The following is a 19986-nucleotide window of genomic DNA, read 5'->3' as shown; positions in this document are numbered from 1 at the left end:
ACAGGAGGAACCATACATGATGAATAAAGGTTCAATTACATTCGAAAACGGTGAAGTGATTCATTTCGATCTATACCCAAATGAAGCACCAGGTACAGTTGAAAACTTTGCCAAATTAGCTAACGAAGGATTTTATAATGGGTTAACATTCCACCGTGTCATTCCAGGGTTCGTAGCTCAAGGAGGCTGTCCTAAAGGAAATGGAACAGGTGGTCCTGGCTACACAATTAAATGTGAGACAGAAGGAAATCCTCACACTCATCAGGCAGGTTCTCTTTCCATGGCGCATGCTGGTAAGGATACAGGCGGAAGCCAGTTCTTTATCGTTCATGAACCACAACCGCATCTAAACGGTGCTCATACTGTGTTTGGTCAAGTAACAGAAGGAATGGATACCGTTTTACGTATTCATCCTGGTGATGTTATGCAAGAAGTGAAAGTTTGGGAAGATTAAGTAGTGGAAAAACTGTTCCATAAAAATGGAACAGTTTTTTTAATGAACTTATATTGTCAACTGCCGCGTTAGTTAATAAACATACTTGCAATCTCTTTAGATGAAAGAGAAAATATGTATAGATTTGGATAGAAGGGGTCTTTTTTAATGGTTGTGTTTTTCAGTTTACTATTCCTCATAGCTCCTTTATGCTTACTTCTCCATGAATGCGGTCATGCCCTATTGGCACGAAGCGCGGGTGCGGAACGTGTAGAGGTTTTTCTAGGGGTGGGGCCGGCTTACCAAATGCAAGTCCATCCTTCATTCTCTATACATATTGCTTCTTTATACTTCTTAGGTGCTATGGCTTCTTATGATAAACAAGATGTTTTTAAGCCTGGTGAACGAATTGCGATTTCTCTAGGTGGACCTCTTTTTAGTTTAGGAGGAGCTGTGCTTTCGTGGGGGAGCTATCTATATTTCCCTCATCCGATTTTATCGTTTATGATCATTTTTAACCTATGGCTTTTTGCTGTGAACTTAATCCCGTTTAAAATTCGAGGTAAACGCTCAGATGGATCTCTGATTCTTCAAGATCTTATAGGGATTCTGAGAAAGAGTTCATAACCTAAGAGATAAAATGGGAAGGGCTTGCATATTTAACGAATGTCGTTATAATAAGGGAGGAGTAAAAAATTGAAGAAAAAGAATTGGATCCTTTTCTCAATTTTACTCGGAGTGAGTTTAATATGGGGCGTGATTTACTGGATCCTATTTGTAATCCAGTAAGTAAAGTTTAGATCGTTGACTAAGCGTTGCCTTTCAAGTAGATTGATAGATTGCTTTTGTTCTTGATTGAATAATACAAGAACAAAAGAGATGAAAAATGAACTTAGTTATTGATGTATTGTACTTTTTTGGATATCAATGATTGGGAAGTTATTTTCATAATGAGGGGTTCATATGTTAATTCGATATAAAAAGAGTTTTGAAAAGATTGCCATGGGTTTGTTATCTTTCATGCCAGAGGAAAAGGACGTAAAGAAATTATTACAAACAATCCGGGAATATGAAAGTAACGACAACTGGCAGTTGTATTTGTGGAAAGAGGAGGACATCTTGGGTGCCATTGGCATTCAATTTGATGACCAATCAAAAGCGGTTATTCAACACTTAACCGTTAATCCTTCTCATCGTAATACCGGGATTGGTAAACAAATGGTGGATGCTGTCAAATATCAGTTAGGGGAACGTTATCATGTGTGTTCTAATGAATACACAGAAACCTTTGTAGACCATTGTGATGCATAATCCGGAAGGAAGCATAAAAAGCCAGCTCCTCTCTTTTTGAGGAAACTGGCTTTTTTCATCGTTTATGATGGAATACCATCTTGCTTATAAATAAAGGGTGGGTATCATTCCTGGATATTGCTACTGACTTGAGCGTCTTTGTGATAAAGCCTCTAAACGTTCATTAATAACATCTGTACGATCTCTCATACTATGTCGATGGATGATTGTCTCATCATGCAGGTCGCTTGGTGTGTTGTATGAGATTCCCCATTCTTTACAACGAAGAGAAGCTGCTTTCTTTAATTCATCAGACATGAGTGGGATCTCCATGCTTTGATAGGGTTGTTCATGTTCAATGCGATAACGAATGGTATCAATCATAGAAAGTAAGGCTTTAGCATCTAATCCATATTCACCTAATTCACCGTAATGATCTGTCAGGATTGCTTCTGCTTTTTGGATCGTTCGTTTAGCACCATTAAAGTTTTCACGTCTATGATGATAAAGGGATACAGCTAACTGGATGAGGCCTACCCATAGTGCGTTTTTATCAAGAGGTTTATCTTCTTTCCAACGTTCTTCAAGTAATTCATGACATTCAAAATAGTCTCTAGTGCCATGGAAATGTGCTAGATAATCAATATAGGCTTGTTCAAACAAAGGGTAGACTCCTTTCAAAAGTGTACATAGCATAAGTGTATCATAGGTGGAAAGGCAGAAGAAAATGAGAAGAATAAGGAAAGAGAGAGCCAACATCTAGCTCCCTCATGAAACGATTAATTAATATAACCAGCTAGCACCAACAATGATCAATAGAATAAACAACACAACGATTAACGCAAATCCGCCACCATAACCGTAACTCATATTGAATTCCTCCTTATTTTCTGTTAACGGATAAATGTTTTTTTGATAACATTTATCTTACGGTATACCTTATGAGAAAATGCCTTATTCTGTATGGGCGTTTGTACCGGTCTCGGAGAATTTTTTCATAATCCAATAAAATGGGGTACTTTGTACGTAATAGAGAGGATTACAATATGAATACAAGCTACACAGTAAAAATTGATGCCTTCGAAGGTCCTCTGGATCTTTTGCTTCATTTGATAAACCGATATGAAATTGATATTTATGATATACCTGTTGCGACCATTACCGAACAGTACATGGCTTATATCCATACCATGCAAAAATTAGAATTGGATGTAGCCAGTGAATATCTTGTAATGGCTGCTACGCTTTTAGCAATTAAAAGTCAGATGCTTCTGCCTAACCAGGAACTTGAAGTAGAAGACGAGGAGTATGAGGAAGAGGACCCACGTGAAGAATTAATGAGACGTTTAATTGAGTACCGAAAATATAAAGAAGCTGCCGATGAATTAAAAGAACGGGAATTAGAAGCCACGCAGATCTATACTCGTCCCCCAATGAATATGGAAGGAGAACAGGAGGAGCAGCAACCCGTGAGCAATTCAGGGAACGTTTCCATTTATGATATGATTGGAGCTATGCAGAAATTGTTTCAACGTAAGAAATGGGAACAGCCATTAGAAACTCGCATACAAAGACAAGAAATTCCGATACAAGATCGTATGAATGAAGTGCGTGATGTGATTACACATTCTCGTGGAGGGGTACGTTTCTTTGAAATGTTCCCATTTCCTACGCGGACTCACATTGTTGTAACCTTTATAGCAATCTTAGAACTTATGAAAAGCAGAGAAGTTTATTGTGAACAATCCAACCACTTCGACGAACTCGTGTTATACAAGATGGAGGAATAGCAACATGGAAATGAATGAATTAAAAGCGATTGTAGAAGGACTTTTATTTGCAGCAGGAGATGAAGGAATGACAAAGAAACAACTTGCTGAAATTATTGATACTGACCCTAATACTGTCGATACGATATTAGAACATCTTAAAGAGGACTACGACCAGCCATCTAGAGGAATATCACTAATGAAGTCCAAAGCTTTCTTTCATCTAACAACGAAACCTGAGCACTCTGCGTATTTTCAACGCCTGAAGGATGCTCCCCACTCTTCTCGCTTATCACAGGCAGCTTTAGAAGCATTAGCCATCATTGCTTATCAACAGCCAATTACCCGAACTGAGGTAGAAGAAATCAGGGGTGTGAAGAGTGAGCGTCCTATTCAAACATTAATTAACCGTTCACTAATTGAAGAACGGGGAAGGAAAGAGGGGAGTGGCCGTGCGATCCTTTATGGTACGACCACCGATTTCTTAACGTATTTTGGTTTAACTTCTATAGAAGAACTCCCGCCACTGCCAGAAGGTGCGGAGCAACTAGATATGGAAGATGAAGCAGACCTATTCTTCGAGTCTTTCCAAGAAACATTTGATGATTCATCTGAACCTTCCTGAACTTAGGAAGGTTCTTTTTTATATAGTTTATTCCTATTACTGGACTTATCCTTTTGAAAATAAGGGGGAGGCAACATAACCTGAGAATCTAGTTAGAAAAAAGGACATTGCATGGGAGTTGTCGAATAAGTATGTACCATAGAAAAACGCTTATTTATTTCTCTATGGGGATGTATTTTTCAGGAATGACCTAAATAAAGGAGGTCTTTACATGAGTAATCAGATGGTTCGTGCACAGATGGAAGAGGTAAAAGATATCTTACAGCAATCTGTAACTGACACGAACGACTACTTAAATCAACAATCCATGGGTGCTATGCTCCTCGAAGAGGGCAGTCATCATAAGGAGTATTATAAGTTACTATTAAAAGCGTTAAGGCGTTTAGAAGTTTTTTGCGATGAAGCTTATGATGCTGTGCAAGTTATTTTAAAATCTGAAAGCTTTCGTAAACCAGCTGCTGAGCGAACGCTTTATGGCATCTATCATCAATGTGTGATGGAGTTTTTCTCACCCAAAGGGGACATATGGTACGAAGATAGCCGCGCTGCATATACGGGGAACAATGCTATAAAATATCATCATGAACCCCCGCAATCCTTTAAGAAGTTAATTGTGAAATTAGAGAAATCATTCCAACAAATGCGAGAAGATCTAGCGTATTATGAAACAGATTATCATACCAAGATGGTAATGAATGAAGACCAAAGAAGCTCCTCTTAACTTAGAGGAGCTTTTCACTTTTTCTGGGCGTGGGGCATACGATACGACGAGGTGATTCGTATGCAAGAGGAAAGAAGACAATACTTACGCTCATTGCTTAATTGGGCAAATGAAGTAGAAAAAAACCTGAAAGAAGCTCCCATTGAAAAAGAAAAGCTTGAGGGATGGATGGATGATTTTGATCAATGGAAGAACATGATTCAAAAAACACTTCAAAAAAATGAAATTACTAAAGAGGATGTAGAGGACGTGGTGCTTGAAGGGGAACGAATCATGTATCATCTTGAGGATCATGTTGAGGATACAAGGCAAAGAGAGCGTGTGCCAATAGGGAAACACAAATTACCTCCTCTTCCTTATGCCTACAACGCCCTTGAACCCTATATCTCAAAAGAAATCATGCGTCTTCATCATGATGTCCATCACAAATCTTATGTAGATGGATTAAATAAAGCAGAAATTGAGTTAGAAAAGCTTCGTAAAAACGGAAAAGATACATTAATTAAGCACTGGCTGAGGGAACAGTCATTTAATGGGTCGGGCCATTTTTTACACACGATCTTTTGGTTTAACATGTCTCCAAATGGAGGAGGAAAGCCTGAAGGGGAACTGTTAAAACAGATTAATCGTGACTTTGGAAGTTTTAAGACTTTTAAGAAGCAATTTACTGATGCTGCTAAATCGGTCGAGGGCGTTGGTTGGGCCTTGTTGGTTTGGGAATTGCGATCAGGAAGATTAGCTATCCAGACAGTAGAAAAACATCAGAACGTATCTCTGTGGGATGTCATTCCGATATTGGCGCTCGATGTATGGGAACATGCTTATTATTTGCAATACCAGAATAAACGAGCTGACTATATTGATAGTTGGTGGAATGTAGTGAATTGGAAGGATGCTTCCAAACGATTTCAGTCCGTGAAAGATTTAAAGTGGAAATTATATTAATTCAAAGTGCTAAGGAGCCAGGAGTAACCTGGCTCTTTTTTTGATTTAGCAATGATTGGGATGCTGAAATGATTCATATGCTTGTCACGCTCGCATATGTTAATACAAAGTTTATGGAATGGGAGGATTCCCCTTGAAGTTAACGAGGATTCTGTTACTTAGTATATGTTTAAGTTTGTTATTATCTCCATTACAAGTGAAGGCGAAACCCTCCGTTTCAGCACGCAATGCCGTGCTAATGGAGCAAGAAACTGGACGAGTTCTTTATGAGAAACAAGCTCATGAAAAAAGGAATATTGCAAGTATTACAAAGATCATGACCGCTATTATTGCAATTGAGTCAGGTATGATGGAAGACACGGTTAAGACATCAAAACGAGCTGTCTATACGGAAGGGTCTTCTATTTATTTAGAAGAAGGTGAAAAGATGAAGCTTGAAGACCTCGTGTATGGTCTTATGCTTCGTTCTGGCAACGATGCTGCCATGGCTATTGCAGAACATGTAGGAGGGAGTATGGAAGGGTTTGTGTACCTTATGAATCAAAAAGCAGAATGGATTGGAATGAAAAATTCTCACTTTGCAAATCCTCATGGGCTAGATGCGGAGGGACATTATTCCACAGCTTATGATATGGCTTTATTAACCAGGTACGCAATGGATAATGAGGTCTATCGAGAGATCGCTGGAACGACTACCTACAAGTCGGATACAAGAACGTATGCTTGGGGGAATAAGAATAAGCTGCTCACAAAGCTTTACGACCATAGTACAGGTGGTAAAACCGGCTTTACGAAGACGGCAGGTCGTACTCTTGTATCAACAGCAGAAAAGAACGGCATGAATTTAATTATGGTTACATTAAATGGACCAGATGATTGGAATGATCACATCCATACGTTTAATTGGGGTTTTGATACTTACAAAATGCGAGATTTGAAAAAAGAAGGAGAGCAATCACTCGGCTCAGATGATAAAATGACGGGCTACATTTGGGATTCTATTAAAGCACCATTGACCGATGAAGAATTTAATGAAGTAAAAGCAACCACTCATATTCAAAAACCTACCGATTATCAGTCTGTTACTCCTATACTAGGTCACACGATCTTTGAAGTGAATGGTGAAGTCATTGCAGAAGCTTCTGTTATGGCTAATCCAGCACCTGAACCAGGGAACAAGGATTTTGCAAGCTCTGTTTTTTCCTTCTTTAAAAACCTAATAGGGGCGAACTAGATGGTTAATCTAATATGGGTTTTTATGGCGGCAGGAGGTATTATCTTCGCAATGTTTAATGGAACAATGACTGATGTGAATGAGGCATTGTTTCAAACAGCTGATGACGCTGTTATGTTAAGCATTAGCTTAATGAGTGTGATGATCTTTTGGCTAGGGCTCATGAAAATTGCTGAAAAGGCGGGGTTACTTGATATGTTATCCCGCTTGTTCCGCCCTCTAATTAAAAGGCTTTTTCCTGATATTCCTGCTGAACACCCTGCTATGGGATATATACTGTCTAATATCTCTGCGAATTTATTCGGTCTTGGGAATGCAGCTACACCTATGGGGATCAAAGCAATGGAAGAGATGAAGAAGTTGCAGCCTGGCAGCGATGAAGCGAGTCGTTCGATGATTACTTTTCTAGCTATTAATACATCCTCTGTAACGTTAATCCCGACTACTGTCATTGCCATACGGATGAAATATGAATCTGTTGCTCCTACTGAAATTGTGGCCACGACGATTGTAGCCACTTTGATTTCTACACTGGGAGCTGTATTGGTGGATCGCTTTTTTTATACGTTACGTGAGAGGAGGGCCAAGTAATGCAGTGGTTAACAACTGTCAGTACATGGATGATCCCCTTGCTCATCTTACTTGTTTTAATTGTTGGGACAATTAAGCAAGTCCCAACCTATGAAACATTCGTAGAAGGAGGGAAAGAGGGGATTAAAATGGCTATTAGTCTTCTACCATTTCTATTAGGAATGATGGTGGCTATAGCTATCTTTAGAGCTTCAGGTGCGATGGAATCGATCGTAGCGCTATTTTCCCCTTTATTACAGCTTGTTGGTGTTCCTTCAGAAATTGTCCCCTTAGCCATGGTGAGGCCTATATCGGGTACAGCAGCTCTTGGGATGACAACTGAAATTATAGGAACACATGGTCCTGATTCTTTCTTGGGGCGACTTGCCTCTACAATGCAAGGAAGTACAGATACAACGCTTTACATTATTACGGTATATTTTGGGGCTGTAGGGATTAAGCGTATGGGGGATGCATTGAAAGTTGGACTAATCGCGGATTTTATTGGTATAATTGCCTCTATCATCGTTGTGTCGATTGTATTTGGCTCATAAAAGCGTTAAGATGAAAATGCGTTAACATCTTCATGTTAGCGCATTTGTTGTGCATTATAAGTCTACATAGTTAGATTGAAAAGGAGTTTGAAAATGGCAGATCATCAAGAAAGATTGCAAAAAGTTATTGCAAAAAGTGGAGTAACTTCAAGAAGAAAAGCAGAAGTTTATATTACAGATGGAAGAGTTAAAGTAAATGGGAAAGTTGTAAGTGAGCTTGGAACCAAAGTAGGGCCTAATGATACGGTAGAAGTAGATGGGGTCCCTCTCGAGAAAGAAGTTCCTGTTTATTACTTGTTATATAAACCTAGAGGCGTAATTTCTAGTGTTAGTGATGACAAAGATCGTAAAGTAGTTACAGACTTTTTACCTGAGGTAAATGAACGCGTGTACCCAGTTGGAAGGCTTGATTATGATACATCTGGGCTGATTATCCTTACAAATGATGGATCATTTGCGCAGTCTCTTATGCACCCTAAGCATCAAATCGATAAAGTATATGTAGCGAAGGTAAAAGGTATACCGACTAAAGAAGAATTGCAGAGTTTAAAACAAGGAATTAAATCAGACGGAGAGTATTTAAAAGCCATTCACACAAAAATGATATCTAGTGATCGAAAGAAAAATACATCGATTATTCAGATGATTCTTCACGAAGGGAAGAACCGTCAAATCCGTCGTATGTTTGAGGCGTTAGGATATCCTGTTGATAAATTGAAGCGTGAACGGTATGGCTTTTTAACAACTCAAGGTCTTCAACCAGGCGAATGCCGGGAACTCACTCCCCATGAAGTGAAATTACTAAAAAAAGCATCAGAATAAAATTGTAACTAAATTTTCAAAGTTTACCACTATGTAAAATGGTATAATGTGCGGGAGGAGTGACAAACATGGCAGATAAGAAGAAAAAAAGACTGATTTTTCGTAGTATCATTTTAGTCGTGCTGGCGATTGCCGTTGGGTTTGCGCTCTATTCCTCCTTTACAGATGGTGAAAAGGCCGTTTTAAAAGAAGGAGACACGGCTCCAAATTTTAAATTGAAAACGGTTAATCATGAAACGGCCGATGCTCTTGCACTTTCTGACTTTAAAGGCAAGGGTGTTATGGTGAACTTTTGGGCTACATACTGTGAACCTTGTAAAGAAGAAATGCCTTATATGGAAGAGTTATATAAGAAATACAAGGATAAAGATGTAGAGATTCTGGCAGTTAATCTCGATCAAAGTGAACTCGTCGTTAAGCGATTCTTAAATGAATACGGAATCACATTTCCAATCGTTCATGATAAAAAAGGCCAAGTTATGGGGGAGTATGGGGTAGGCTACCTACCGGCTAGTTATTTTATTAATCCAGACGGTACCATTGAAAAGAAAATCATTGGACCATTAACGCTCGATCGTCTGGAGGGTTATTTACAAGACATAACACCTGAGTCTTAAACGAGCCAAGGGATAGAGAGGTTTTTACATGAACAAAATCAAATGTGAGTGCGGACACATTAACCCTGAAGGGACCGTTCTCTGTGAAGCTTGTGGGAAACCAGTAGAAGAAAATCAGCACATTGATGGGAATAACAAAAGCAAACTTTTGAACATGAGATATGATGGAAGTGCGAGACGTTCTAAAACATACAACAAAACAATTGTTGATAAGATTTGGAATTTCTTCTCTTCTGTAAAAGTAGGGGTCTGGCTAATTGCCATTACATTAATTGCTTCATCCATTGGAACAATTTTTCCACAGGCGATGAACAATCAGTCTCCTTTACCTCCTGAACAATATTATGAACAGAATTATGGGATGGCAGGCCAGATTTATTACCAGCTTGGGTTTCATGATTTATATGGTTCATGGTGGTATATGATTTTAATAGCCTCGATAGGGGTTTCACTTGTTATCTGTAGTATTGATCGTGTCGTACCCTTATATCGTGCTTTAAAGAAGCAGAAACCAAAACGACACGAAACGTTTTTAAAGAGGCAACGCGTATTTGGAGAAGCAGAGGATGCTTCGAATGAGGACTACCATAGTATTGTAGAAAATTTAAAAAAACGCCGATATAAGGTAACAGAAGAGAACGGGCATGTCCTTGCTGAAAAGGGTCGGTTCTCAAGATGGGGACCTTATGTCAATCACATAGGGTTAATCATTTTCCTTCTAGGTGCCTTACTGCGGTTTGTTCCTTCTATGTATGTCGATGCCAACGTATGGGTTCGAGAAGGCGAAACCAAAATGCTTGAGGGAACTGAAGGCGAGTACTATATCAAGAATGAGGATTTCATTGTTGAGATGTATGATGAAGATGATGAGAGGTATAAAGAAGCCATCAAAAAACAAGGTGGAGCTGTACCGAAAAACTATCAGACAAATGCTGTATTATATGAACGTACAGACGAAGCTCTCCCTGGTGTGGACCCTGAATTGAAAGAAGTAAAGAATGGGGAAATCCGGGTTAATGAACCGTTAAAAATAAATGGATATGCCATTTATCAAACAACTTATCAGTTAAATGAATTTAAAACGATGACCTTTAAATTACATGAGAGAAATGATCCGGAAGAGAAATCTCTTGGAGAGTTTACAGTGGATTTAGTGGATCCGGAACCAGAATATACACTGGATAATGGCTACAGAGTGGAGCTTTATGATTACTACCCTGAGTTCGAAATGAAAGACGGGGTCCCAAGCTCTTTCTCCAAATACCCTAAAGATCCTGCTTTTGTGTTCCATGTTTACCCACCTGGAGAAGATGAACCAGAAGTGAACTTTCTTGCAATAGGGTCTAATTTAGATCCTGGTGGAGAAAATCAATATAAACTTGGAATTGCTGATTTAGAAGTACGAGACGTAACAGGGTTAACCATACGTAAAGACTACACTTTGCCTTTATTAGGTATTGGTGGTGCGATCTTTATGATTGGCGTTATCCAAGGAATGTATTGGAATCATAGACGAATATGGATTCACAGGAGAGAAAAGGGATTTTGGATTGCAGGTCACACGAATAAAAACTGGTTTGGTCTTAAGAAAGATATAGAAAAAGTCTTAGATGGGACGAATGTTAAAGAACCAGAGGACCAGCAGGAGTTAAAAGAGGAGCCCCATAATGGTTCAAAGGGTAAGGAGGAATAAAGTTGGAACTAAGCACAATAAGTAGTAATTTACTCTATGCCGCCTTTTTTCTTTATCTAATCGCTACTTTCTTTTTCGGAGGTACGATTCGTGAGAAAGACGTTAAACAGAAGGTGTCAAAGGCGGGTACTATAGGAATTGGAATAACCATCGTTGGCTTTGTGGCTCAAGTGGGCTACTTTATTACTCGCTGGATTGCTAGCCATCATGCCCCACTTAGTAACTTATTTGAATACACAACGTTCTTCGGCATGATGCTAGTGCTAGCTTTTATTGTTATCTATTTTATCTACCGTTTAAATATTTTAGGGCTATTTGTATTACCAGTAGCTTTATTAGTTATCGCTTATGCAAGCATGTTTCCTAGTGAAATTTCGCCTTTAATTCCAGCGCTTAATACCCACTGGCTGTATATTCATGTTTCTACTGTATCACTTGGACAGGCTATTTTAGCTGTCAGTTTTGCAGCTGGCTTATTGTACTTAATCAAAACCATTGATCAAACCGAAAAGACGAAGAAAACGTCATGGTTAGAATTTATTATTTACACGATCTTTGCCGTAATTGGATTTATTGTGATAACAAGTGGATTCAGATTAGCTGGTTATGAAGCTGCATTTGATGTTCCTCCTAAAGAAGGAATGACTGAAGTAAGCACAGTAGAATATACACTCCCTCCGATTGTAGGTCCTAAAGATGGTACCTTACAAAATAACGGAGGAAGCGGACCTTTATTTGAAGCTCCTTCTTGGATGAAAGGAGAGAAGGCTGCAAGAAAGTTAAATACTATGATTTGGTCCCTTCTTGTAGGCTTAGCCTTATATTGGTTAACAAGGCTATTGTTAAGGAAGCGGGTTGCTGCAGCCATTCAGCCTAAATTAACTCGTGTGAAGCCTTCATTAGTCGATGAAGTGTCCTATCGAGCAGTAGCCATTGGATTTCCTGTCTTTACATTAGGTGGACTGATCTTTGCGATGATCTGGGCGCAAATTGCGTGGAACCGTTTCTGGGGATGGGACCCTAAAGAAGTATGGGCTCTTATAACGTGGTTGTTCTATGCAGTATTCTTACATCTACGTTTAGGTGCAGGTTGGCATGGCGAGAAATCTGCATGGTTAGCCGTAATCGGATTTGCCATTATTATGTTTAACCTAATTGCTGTTAACCTGGTGTTAGCAGGTCTACATTCATACGCTTAAATTGACAAAGGCTGCTAATCATTAAGATTTGTAGCCTTTGTTGTAACACAGATTGAGAGGGGAGAACCATTTATGGACCAAGGTGGAAAAATTTTAGTAGTAGATGATGAGGAACGCATCCGTCGATTAATTAGAATGTATTTAGAAAGAGAAGAATATGAAGTGGTCGAGGCTGAAGACGGAGAAGAAGCCTTAGAGATGGCTGATAAAGATGATTTCGATTTGATCCTTCTTGATTTGATGATGCCTGGAAAAGATGGGATTGAAGTGTGTCAAGAAATTCGAGAGAAAAAGGCCACACCCATAATCATGTTAACCGCTAAAGGGGAAGAGTCCAATCGTGTACAAGGGTTTGAGGCTGGAACAGATGATTATATTGTAAAACCGTTTAGTCCAAGAGAAGTTGTACTACGTGTAAAAGCACTGTTAAGACGCTCTTCTTCCACGAAATTTCTTCAAACGGAAACAGGTGCAAGAGACGTGTTGGTTTTCGATCATTTAACCATTGATAATGATGCTCACCGCGTGAAAGCCGACGGGAAAGATGTGAGTTTGACTCCAAAAGAATATGAACTACTCCTATTCCTTGCGCAGGCACCTGATAAAGTATTTGATCGTGAGCAGCTTTTAAAAGAAGTTTGGCAGTATGAGTTTTTTGGTGATTTGAGAACAGTTGATACTCATGTGAAACGCCTTCGTGAGAAACTAAGTAAAGTATCTAAAGATGCCGCTAAAATGATTGTTACTGTATGGGGCGTCGGATACAAATTTGAGGTAGTTGGTGACTAATGTTTTGGAGGAGTGTAGTAGGTAAGCTTTGGTTTACTATACTACTTTTAGTATCTTTTGTTTTATTTATTTTAACGGTACTGTTACTTGAATTTTTTGAAAGTTATCATGTCTATCAAGCAGAACAAGAATTAATGCAAACCGCTGAAAAGGTTGAGGATATTCTTGATGAATATGAAGAGAGACCTTTGGCTTTATCCATTGCTGAGAAAATTATAGACCCTTCAAGCAGAATTGTTGTGGCTTTTGATGATAAGGATCAATGGATTTCACCTACCTATAAAGAGGACGTGCCAGTTGTTCCGATCAAATGGTTATACGAGGATGAATCGTTATCTACTGTATTTGCATCTAATGAGACAGTTATGAAGGAGGACATTATTCCTGGAACTGACACCCACGTTATGATTGTGGGGATCCCTTTATCAAATGAAGGAGCTGGAATATTTGTTTATCAGTCTCTGGCTTTTGTTGAACAGACTACCTCTCAAACGACGAAAATCATTTTCCTTGGAGCAGGGATAGCTATTATTTTAACTACAATCTTTGCTTTCTTCCTATCGACTCGAATTACCTCGCCTCTTATAAAAATGAGAGAAGGGGCATTTGAATTAGCTAGGGGAGAATTTAATACGAAAGTTCCCATTTTAACGCACGATGAGATTGGGGAACTGGCTATGGCATTTAATCGAATGGGAAGGCAATTAAAATTCCATATTAATGCTTTGAACCAAGAGAAGGAGCAATTATCAGGGATTCTTCGATCGATGGCTGATGGGGTCATCACATTGAACCGTAAAGGGCATATGCTTGTTACAAATCCTCCGGCTGATCAATTTATCGATTCTTGGTTTTATGAACATGAAAATGGACTGCCTAATCATGATCTCTTACCTGGCGAGTTACAGGAAATGCTTGAGGAAGTTATTACGAAAGAAAAAGAGATTATGACCGAGCTCGTCGTACAAGGCCGTAGTTTTGTTGTCATCATGACTCCGCTTTATGACAAAACATATGTCCGGGGTGCAGTGGCTGTTATCCGTGACATGACTGAAGAAAGAAGACTCGATAAACTAAGGAAAGACTTTATAGCGAATGTGTCTCATGAGCTCCGTACACCTATATCCATGTTGCAGGGGTATAGTGAAGCCATTGTGGATGATATTGCGGAATCAAAAGAGGACAAGAATGAATTAGCGCAGATCATTTATGATGAATCCTTGCGAATAGGTAGACTCGTGAATGAGCTTTTAGATTTGGCTCGCATGGAAGCTGGTCATATTCAGTTAAACCGTGAGCTAGTTGATCTCCATGACTACATTGAGCGAATTGTGAAAAAGTTTACAGGTCTTGCGAATGATAAGAACATTACCATTCAAGTTCAGGTAGATGAGGACTTGGGACAAGTCTACTTTGATTACGACCGTATTGAGCAGGTGTTAACAAACCTCCTCGATAATGCCATCCGCCATACCGATCATGATAAGTTAGTCTTTGTAGATGTAGAAAAAGAAGAAGAGGACGTGCAATTTTCAATTCGCGACCAGGGGATTGGTATAGCTGAAGAAGATCTACCATTTGTGTTTGAACGTTTTTATAAAGCGGATAAATCGCGTAAAAGAAGCGAAGGCGGAAAAACGGGGACTGGATTAGGCCTAGCGATTGCCAAAAATATTGTGGAGGCTCATAAAGGTTCTATTTCCGTTCACAGTAAACAAGGGGAAGGAACAACCTTCTTGTTTAGACTTCCAAATATCAACGAATCCTGATTAGAATAGATAGGTTCACCTAAATATTAGACTTCCTTTTTCTAGAATACTGTGCTACGATACAAGCAGATGATAATTTCATATTTTTAATTATGGTGCTCTCACTAGAGAGCTGAATAGGGAATCTGGTTAGAATCCAGAACTGTCCTCGCAACTGTACGTGTGGACGAAAGAGAAATGCCACTTTATATGTTAGATGTAAGGGAAGGCTCTCGAGTAGATCGATACACAAGTCAGTAGACCTGCCATAGTTAACGGTTTCAAAGCTTCGAGGATTGAGCGTTTGAGAGACCTTTCTTGTCTATTGTATAAATAACGAGATTTGTCATGCTCAAAGACTCTTCCAATAAAAGGGAGAGTCTTTTTTATTACGTTTTATGGATTAGGTCACTTCGAAGCTAAGGAACCTCTACATACTAATTCAGAGAGGTTGAGGGTAAAGTGAAACAACTGTTACAACTATTTTTGGTGTCCTTTTTTGTACTAGGAGGTCTTGCAGCATGTGGACAATCCACAGAAGGTGGAAGCAATGGAGATGCAGATAACCAGTCCACGCAAGAAGAACAAGAGCAACAAGTAGAAGTTAAAATCACCAAAAATAACGGGGAAGAAGTTATAAGTGAAAAAGAGGTTGAAATTGAAGACGGTATGACGGTTATGGAAGTCATGGAAGCTAATTTTAATTTAGAGGCTGGAAATGACGGCTTTATCACTGCTATTGAAGGAGTTAGCCCTGAAGATGGAGAGAAAAAGGCTTGGTTTTATACTGTAAATGGGGAAGAAGCAATGGTTGGAGCGAAGGATTATAAATTAGAGGCTGGGGATTCTGTGACATTTGATTTTCATAGCTGGGAGTAAGAAACGATGAACTTATACAGGTTAACGCTGCTTTCATTGCTTGCTTCTCTTGCCACTGTAGGTCGATTTTTATTCAGCTTTTATCCGAATGTCCAGCCTGTGACCGCAATCATTATTATATGTGGAATTTGGTTAGGTCCTTCTTATTCCGTTATCCTTGCCATTTTGACTACAATCTTATCGAATATGTTGCTTGGTATGGGAATATGGACGTTGCCTCAAATTGTGAGTTGGTCTCTTATTGGACTTCTCGCGGGTTTACTAGGGAAATATCGTCATAAGATTCCATTGTATGGATTTGCCTTCTTTGCGGGTATGAGTGGGTATTTCTTTGGATTTATAATGGCCGTTACATATGGCCAGATCGGAAACCATTTCTTTGCCTATTGGTTAACGAGTCTCCCTTTTGATACGTATCATGCGGTTGGAAATGTCGTTTTTATGGTCATCTTGTATCCTGTCTTATCCCGTTTGTTTCAATTATACGAAAAGAAAAATTTTAAATCTTTTAGCAGACCCAATCAGACTTTGAACTGATTGGGTTTTTTATGATTATCGAATTGTTTCGGGAAGACTTTCTTAATTTTTGTTTTATTTGGAAAAAACCTTTGGATTGGGATAATATGGTCTATTCAAAACCTAGAAAATAATTTATAGTATGGTACGGGTGTAACGTATTTACATAAATAACGACTATTGTTATGAACGGGAGGTTCGTGAATGGATTCCGTATTTCAAGATCTTTATGAGAAATATCATAAAGATGTGTTTCAATTTATATTTTATATGGTTAAAAACCGGGAACAAGCTGAGGATCTCGTTCAAGAAGTCTATATAAAAGTAATGAATTCCTATGACCGTTTCAATGGGGATAGTAGTGAAAAGACATGGATGTTTTCAATAGCACGCCATGTTACGATTGATTTCTTCAGAAAGCAAAAGAGAAAGAGAAATCGAATTTTAGAATTCTTTGACTGGGGAGAAAAAGGTCATCTTATTGAAGACGGACAACCAATCCCTGAGGAAATTGCTCTTCAAAATGAAGAAATTCAAAAAATGTATCATTGCTTAGAAAAGTGTACAATGGACCAGAAGACGGTGATTATCTTACGATTTATTCAATCCATGTCCATACAGGAGACTGCTGATATATTAGGGATGACGGTTAGCAAAGTAAAGACCACACAACACAGAGGGATGAAGGCGCTACAATCCCTTATGAATGAGGAATATGAGGAGGGGATCCAGCGTGAAACGAAATAACCATCACAACGATGATTCCATTCAAGATCTCCTGAACCGGATGCCGAGTGTAGAAGACCGGCAAAGCAGTGAAGAATTGTACAGAAAGATATCAACGAAGCGGTTTCAGCATGTACAGAAACGATCCAAACGCAAGAAGGCCCTAACAGCTTGGGGAGCAGGAATAGCTTCACTAGCAGCCATTATTCTCTTTTTCGTCGTTGCTTTCCCTTCTATGCAAATGGATAATGCTCAACACGATACGGCTTCATCTAATGAGTCAATGGACGCAAGTGCTGACCAATCGACAAGTGAAGCTCATGAGTATAAAGAGGCAAAGCTTCAAGAAACAGAAGAGAGCCATCAGTCAAGTGATCAGTCAAAATCAGATATGGGTAACGATAGTGAACAAGGATTTGTTGCCACTGACAGTGCGTTAAGCTCTCAGGTCGTGTATAGAGAGGATAATAAGAAATATGCGACTTTGCCTTTTGCGGATGTGCAAGGACAATATATTATTCCTTTTACATTTCAGTCCGTAAATGATACTCAAACCGTTGAGCAGTTATACAATTCTCTTTCCCCTTCTATTCAAGAAGATTGGGGCGTAATGGAGTATCAGTTTTCCTCTGTTTCGTTTAATATTAACCAAAAAGAACGAATAGTGGTGGCGGGTTTTCCTGAAGATTACGAATTTCCAGGTTCCTCAGCTCAGGAAAACATCTTTTTAAAGTCTTTAAAAGCCATGTTTCGGCCTCTAAACATTCAAACCATTGATCTTCAAACGAATGGTGAACCTGGTGTAGACCTTGGAAATAATTCAGGTCTAAAGCAGATAAAATTGGATGGGATATCTGTATATAAACGGTTTAACTCACCAAATGGGTTGCAGTTGTTTGTGCAGGTACCTATCAATCAAAGTGCGACAGTTGAAGAGGCGTTAAATAAGCTGAAAGTAGATGAACCTAACTTTAATGTGGAAGGAACGATTCCTAAAGAGGTAGAGGTAATGGCAGTAGAAACTACCGGTGATACACTTGAGGTCAACGTTAATGGTGTTGAAGGCTTGGAACAGGCCCGCTACACCTTGTGGATGATTGAATCCATTCTTATGACCGCAAAGGAATTTGGGTACCAAGAGGTCAAGTTTAATGGTTTTCCTTTTGAACGTTTAGGAACATATAACTTCACTAAGTCTCTGCAAGTTCCATTTAGTGTGAATCCCATGCCTGCAAATCAAAGTTACTCTAAATAAAAAAGCTCGCCAAAAGGCGAGCTTTTTTTTATTTATTTTCTTCGTAGCGTGCTAGACAGTCATCAATCAGTTTGTTAGCGGCTTCTACACCTTCATACTCTCCGATTTCAGTTTTCTTACCTTGTAGGTCTTTGTACGTTTGGAAGAAATGAGAAATCTCTGTAAGCTTGTGCTGAGGAAGATCATCTAGTGTATGAATATCTTTAAAGCGAGGATCTTCAGTAGGCACAGCGATCAGTTTCTGATCTTCTTCACCATCATCAATCATGTTTAAGAAACCTAGAATGCGGGATTCAATTACACACCCTGGGAAAGTAGGATTAGTAACGAGAACAAGAGCATCTAGAGGATCACCATCTAATGCTAAAGTGTCATCAATATACCCGTATTCAGCTGGGTAGAACTGTGATGAGAATAGTACTCGATCAAGTTTAAATACACCTTTTTCTTTATCAAATTCATATTTGTTCTGACTTCCTGTTGGAATTTCAATAAACACGTCAATTACTTTATTTTCAGCCATATGAATGCCTCCTTATTCGACAATAGTATGTAAGTTGTTACAGATTTATATTATATCAACATTTAGCTAGGAAGGAAAGGATAGAACGTGTTAAAATAAAGGTATCGACGTATGTTAGGACTGATGATAAATGGACCAACACTCTTTAGTTGAGCAACTTTCACCCAAAGTCAAGCTTGTTCGTGTCGAAAAAGGCTACACACAAGAACGTATGTCTATGATACTCGGTGTATCAAAGAAGACGCTAGTCCAAATTGAAAAAGGACGTATTGAGGCGAGTTGGACAACTTTAGTAGCGATGGTTGCTTTATTCAGAGATAGTGAGGTTATTCAGCATACACTTGGAGATGACCCGCTTGAGGTATTAGAAACGATTGCTCATGATTCAGTAACTAGGTCAAAGCAGCGTACACTCGGAGGGAAAGTATGGTGGACAACTATAGAGGAACACAATAGCTATGTGATACAGCAGAACGTTCTAAGCCAACACTACCGCATTATTGACGAAAGGCACTACCGTTATTTTAGTAGCTTTGATCTTGAGGAAACACGTCAGAAGTTAGCTGAGCTAGGAGAATCCAAATAAAAGATCCCTCCAATAAAGGAAGGGATCTTTTAGGGCAGAAACTATTCGAACTTAAGCGGGTCACCATCAAATGGCTCGTCTTCTACTTTGATGGAGTCTGTTGGGCAACCTTCAAATGCATCTTCCATATCTTCATGAAGGTCCTCCGGAATTTCCGCAGTACCTTTATTGTCGTCTAATATGACAAATGCGATGCCTTCATCATCATAATCATAGATGTCTGGAGCTGCAGCCCCACATGCACCACATGCAATGCACGTTTCTTTGTCAACAATTGTATACTTAGCCATGTCACATACCCTCCTAAAAATTCAAGACCCTGGTATGGATCTTTCTATTACATATATAAGTATCCTTATTTGGAAACATTTTCGCCTCATATCATATTGTAAAGCTACTTTCTTAACATTTCAACAAAAAATCGGCTATTTCACGAGGCAACCTGCGTTTGACTCATCCCTCGACTGAGCGTTTGAATGGGAACTGAAAGGG

At 39.1% G+C, this 19986-nt stretch carries 25 protein-coding genes and 1 riboswitch; of the genes, 21 read left to right on the top strand and 4 right to left on the bottom strand.

The genetic code is table 11. The features are described 5' to 3' along the window. Positions 1 to 19: 19 nt before the first annotated feature. From QNI29_RS11855 to QNI29_RS11845, 3 genes are all read left to right on the top strand, one after another. Positions 20 to 454, top strand: a complete 435-nt coding sequence (locus QNI29_RS11855; protein WP_231417570.1) for a peptidylprolyl isomerase — start codon at positions 20 to 22, stop codon at positions 452 to 454. A 147-nt stretch (positions 455 to 601) separates the two neighbouring features. Next, complete coding sequence (locus QNI29_RS11850; RefSeq protein WP_231416723.1) at positions 602 to 1060, top strand: site-2 protease family protein; 459 nt, start codon at positions 602 to 604, stop codon at positions 1058 to 1060. Between the two features lie 336 nt (positions 1061 to 1396). Beyond that, complete coding sequence (locus tag QNI29_RS11845; protein ID WP_231416722.1) at positions 1397 to 1744, top strand: GNAT family N-acetyltransferase; 348 nt, start codon at positions 1397 to 1399, stop codon at positions 1742 to 1744. Between the two features lie 120 nt (positions 1745 to 1864). On the opposite strand, the gene QNI29_RS11840 is transcribed toward QNI29_RS11845, so the two are convergent. Next, positions 1865 to 2386, bottom strand: coding sequence for a DUF309 domain-containing protein (locus QNI29_RS11840; RefSeq protein WP_231416721.1), 522 nt, complete (start codon positions 2384 to 2386; stop codon positions 1865 to 1867). A 120-nt stretch (positions 2387 to 2506) separates the two neighbouring features. Next, on the bottom strand, positions 2507 to 2593 hold the full coding sequence (locus QNI29_RS11835) for a YjcZ family sporulation protein (protein ID WP_036779535.1): 87 nt from the start codon (positions 2591 to 2593) through the stop codon (positions 2507 to 2509). 176 nt (positions 2594 to 2769) lie between these two features. On the opposite strand from QNI29_RS11835, the gene QNI29_RS11830 reads away from it, so the two are divergent. From QNI29_RS11830 to QNI29_RS11750, 17 genes are all read left to right on the top strand, one after another. After that, positions 2770 to 3513, top strand: coding sequence for a segregation/condensation protein A (locus QNI29_RS11830; protein WP_231416720.1), 744 nt, complete (start codon positions 2770 to 2772; stop codon positions 3511 to 3513). A gap of 4 nt (positions 3514 to 3517) precedes the next feature. Continuing rightward, entirely contained in the window at positions 3518 to 4117 is a 600-nt protein-coding gene (scpB, locus tag QNI29_RS11825) for an SMC-Scp complex subunit ScpB (protein ID WP_231416719.1), read from the top strand. Between the two features lie 211 nt (positions 4118 to 4328). After that, positions 4329 to 4838 carry a DUF3907 family protein gene (locus QNI29_RS11820; RefSeq protein WP_231416718.1) on the top strand — a complete coding sequence of 170 codons (510 nt, stop codon included), beginning with the start codon at positions 4329 to 4331 and terminating at the stop codon, positions 4836 to 4838. A gap of 93 nt (positions 4839 to 4931) precedes the next feature. Next, positions 4932 to 5783: a superoxide dismutase gene (locus tag QNI29_RS11815; RefSeq protein WP_284526485.1), complete on the top strand. Its 852-nt coding sequence runs from the start codon at positions 4932 to 4934 to the stop codon at positions 5781 to 5783. Positions 5784 to 5916: 133 nt separating this feature from the next. After that, a complete protein-coding gene (locus tag QNI29_RS11810; protein ID WP_284526484.1) occupies positions 5917 to 7017 on the top strand; it encodes a D-alanyl-D-alanine carboxypeptidase family protein in 1101 nt (366 codons plus the stop codon). Beyond that, positions 7018 to 7608, top strand: a complete 591-nt coding sequence (locus QNI29_RS11805; RefSeq protein WP_231416715.1) for a nucleoside recognition domain-containing protein — start codon at positions 7018 to 7020, stop codon at positions 7606 to 7608. Further along, positions 7608 to 8141, top strand: coding sequence for a spore maturation protein (locus QNI29_RS11800; RefSeq protein ID WP_231416714.1), 534 nt, complete (start codon positions 7608 to 7610; stop codon positions 8139 to 8141). Before QNI29_RS11805 ends, QNI29_RS11800 begins: the two co-directional genes overlap by 1 nt. 93 nt (positions 8142 to 8234) lie before the next feature. Continuing rightward, a complete protein-coding gene (locus QNI29_RS11795; protein WP_231416713.1) occupies positions 8235 to 8963 on the top strand; it encodes a pseudouridine synthase in 729 nt (242 codons plus the stop codon). Between the two features lie 68 nt (positions 8964 to 9031). Then, positions 9032 to 9580, top strand: coding sequence for a thiol-disulfide oxidoreductase ResA (gene resA / locus QNI29_RS11790; protein ID WP_231416712.1), 549 nt, complete (start codon positions 9032 to 9034; stop codon positions 9578 to 9580). 28 nt (positions 9581 to 9608) lie between these two features. Continuing rightward, a complete protein-coding gene (gene resB, locus QNI29_RS11785; RefSeq protein ID WP_231416711.1) occupies positions 9609 to 11273 on the top strand; it encodes a cytochrome c biogenesis protein ResB in 1665 nt (554 codons plus the stop codon). Positions 11274 to 11275: 2 nt separating this feature from the next. Next, the gene (gene ccsB, locus QNI29_RS11780; RefSeq protein ID WP_231416710.1) at positions 11276 to 12472 is read left to right on the top strand and encodes a c-type cytochrome biogenesis protein CcsB; all 1197 of its coding nucleotides are present in this window, start codon (positions 11276 to 11278) and stop codon (positions 12470 to 12472) included. 72 nt (positions 12473 to 12544) lie between these two features. Next, on the top strand, positions 12545 to 13261 hold the full coding sequence (locus QNI29_RS11775; RefSeq protein WP_231416709.1) for a response regulator: 717 nt from the start codon (positions 12545 to 12547) through the stop codon (positions 13259 to 13261). Beyond that, positions 13261 to 15030, top strand: coding sequence for an ATP-binding protein (locus tag QNI29_RS11770; protein WP_231416708.1), 1770 nt, complete (start codon positions 13261 to 13263; stop codon positions 15028 to 15030). The genes QNI29_RS11775 and QNI29_RS11770 overlap by 1 nt, the downstream gene beginning before the upstream one ends. 76 nt (positions 15031 to 15106) lie before the next feature. Beyond that, positions 15107 to 15294, top strand: a riboswitch (cobalamin riboswitch). Between the two features lie 177 nt (positions 15295 to 15471). Next, complete coding sequence (locus QNI29_RS11765) at positions 15472 to 15888, top strand: DUF4430 domain-containing protein (RefSeq protein WP_231416707.1); 417 nt, start codon at positions 15472 to 15474, stop codon at positions 15886 to 15888. A gap of 6 nt (positions 15889 to 15894) precedes the next feature. Beyond that, the gene (locus QNI29_RS11760; RefSeq protein ID WP_231416706.1) at positions 15895 to 16425 is read left to right on the top strand and encodes an ECF transporter S component; all 531 of its coding nucleotides are present in this window, start codon (positions 15895 to 15897) and stop codon (positions 16423 to 16425) included. 183 nt (positions 16426 to 16608) lie between these two features. Next, positions 16609 to 17151 (top strand): RNA polymerase sigma factor SigX, encoded by a 543-nt coding sequence (sigX, locus tag QNI29_RS11755; RefSeq protein ID WP_231416705.1) that lies wholly within the window; start codon positions 16609 to 16611, stop codon positions 17149 to 17151. After that, positions 17138 to 18385 carry a hypothetical protein gene (locus QNI29_RS11750; RefSeq protein WP_231416704.1) on the top strand — a complete coding sequence of 416 codons (1248 nt, stop codon included), beginning with the start codon at positions 17138 to 17140 and terminating at the stop codon, positions 18383 to 18385. The genes sigX and QNI29_RS11750 overlap by 14 nt, the downstream gene beginning before the upstream one ends. Positions 18386 to 18413: 28 nt before the next feature. On the opposite strand, the gene QNI29_RS11745 is transcribed toward QNI29_RS11750, so the two are convergent. Beyond that, positions 18414 to 18908 (bottom strand): inorganic diphosphatase, encoded by a 495-nt coding sequence (locus QNI29_RS11745; RefSeq protein ID WP_231416703.1) that lies wholly within the window; start codon positions 18906 to 18908, stop codon positions 18414 to 18416. 130 nt (positions 18909 to 19038) lie between these two features. Here QNI29_RS11745 and QNI29_RS11740 point away from each other — a divergent pair, with 130 nt between their 5' ends. Continuing rightward, positions 19039 to 19494 carry a helix-turn-helix transcriptional regulator gene (locus QNI29_RS11740; protein WP_231416702.1) on the top strand — a complete coding sequence of 152 codons (456 nt, stop codon included), beginning with the start codon at positions 19039 to 19041 and terminating at the stop codon, positions 19492 to 19494. A 41-nt stretch (positions 19495 to 19535) separates the two neighbouring features. On the opposite strand, the gene QNI29_RS11735 is transcribed toward QNI29_RS11740, so the two are convergent. Beyond that, positions 19536 to 19784 carry a ferredoxin gene (locus tag QNI29_RS11735; RefSeq protein WP_231416701.1) on the bottom strand — a complete coding sequence of 83 codons (249 nt, stop codon included), beginning with the start codon at positions 19782 to 19784 and terminating at the stop codon, positions 19536 to 19538. Positions 19785 to 19986 lie beyond the last annotated feature (202 nt).

The sequence above is a fragment of the Pontibacillus chungwhensis genome, assembly GCF_030166655.1.
Lineage (GTDB): Bacteria > Bacillota > Bacilli > Bacillales > BH030062 > Pontibacillus.
This window is presented reverse-complemented; position numbering and strand designations above follow the sequence as displayed.

Coding starts and splice junctions, on each gene's coding strand:
- QNI29_RS11845 (WP_231416722.1), top strand. CDS start 1,397: ATGTTAATTCGATATAAAAAGAGTTTTGAAAAGATTGCCATGGGTTTG.
- QNI29_RS11800 (WP_231416714.1), top strand. CDS start 7,608: ATGCAGTGGTTAACAACTGTCAGTACATGGATGATCCCCTTGCTCATC.
- QNI29_RS11735 (WP_231416701.1), bottom strand. CDS start 19,784: ATGGCTAAGTATACAATTGTTGACAAAGAAACGTGCATTGCATGTGGT.
- resB (WP_231416711.1), top strand. CDS start 9,609: ATGAACAAAATCAAATGTGAGTGCGGACACATTAACCCTGAAGGGACC.
- QNI29_RS11745 (WP_231416703.1), bottom strand. CDS start 18,908: ATGGCTGAAAATAAAGTAATTGACGTGTTTATTGAAATTCCAACAGGA.
- QNI29_RS11805 (WP_231416715.1), top strand. CDS start 7,018: ATGGTTAATCTAATATGGGTTTTTATGGCGGCAGGAGGTATTATCTTC.
- scpB (WP_231416719.1), top strand. CDS start 3,518: ATGGAAATGAATGAATTAAAAGCGATTGTAGAAGGACTTTTATTTGCA.
- QNI29_RS11795 (WP_231416713.1), top strand. CDS start 8,235: ATGGCAGATCATCAAGAAAGATTGCAAAAAGTTATTGCAAAAAGTGGA.
- QNI29_RS11855 (WP_231417570.1), top strand. CDS start 20: ATGAATAAAGGTTCAATTACATTCGAAAACGGTGAAGTGATTCATTTC.
- QNI29_RS11760 (WP_231416706.1), top strand. CDS start 15,895: ATGAACTTATACAGGTTAACGCTGCTTTCATTGCTTGCTTCTCTTGCC.
- QNI29_RS11850 (WP_231416723.1), top strand. CDS start 602: ATGGTTGTGTTTTTCAGTTTACTATTCCTCATAGCTCCTTTATGCTTA.
- QNI29_RS11775 (WP_231416709.1), top strand. CDS start 12,545: ATGGACCAAGGTGGAAAAATTTTAGTAGTAGATGATGAGGAACGCATC.
- QNI29_RS11820 (WP_231416718.1), top strand. CDS start 4,329: ATGAGTAATCAGATGGTTCGTGCACAGATGGAAGAGGTAAAAGATATC.
- QNI29_RS11830 (WP_231416720.1), top strand. CDS start 2,770: ATGAATACAAGCTACACAGTAAAAATTGATGCCTTCGAAGGTCCTCTG.
- resA (WP_231416712.1), top strand. CDS start 9,032: ATGGCAGATAAGAAGAAAAAAAGACTGATTTTTCGTAGTATCATTTTA.
- sigX (WP_231416705.1), top strand. CDS start 16,609: ATGGATTCCGTATTTCAAGATCTTTATGAGAAATATCATAAAGATGTG.
- QNI29_RS11740 (WP_231416702.1), top strand. CDS start 19,039: ATGGACCAACACTCTTTAGTTGAGCAACTTTCACCCAAAGTCAAGCTT.
- QNI29_RS11770 (WP_231416708.1), top strand. CDS start 13,261: ATGTTTTGGAGGAGTGTAGTAGGTAAGCTTTGGTTTACTATACTACTT.
- QNI29_RS11835 (WP_036779535.1), bottom strand. CDS start 2,593: ATGAGTTACGGTTATGGTGGCGGATTTGCGTTAATCGTTGTGTTGTTT.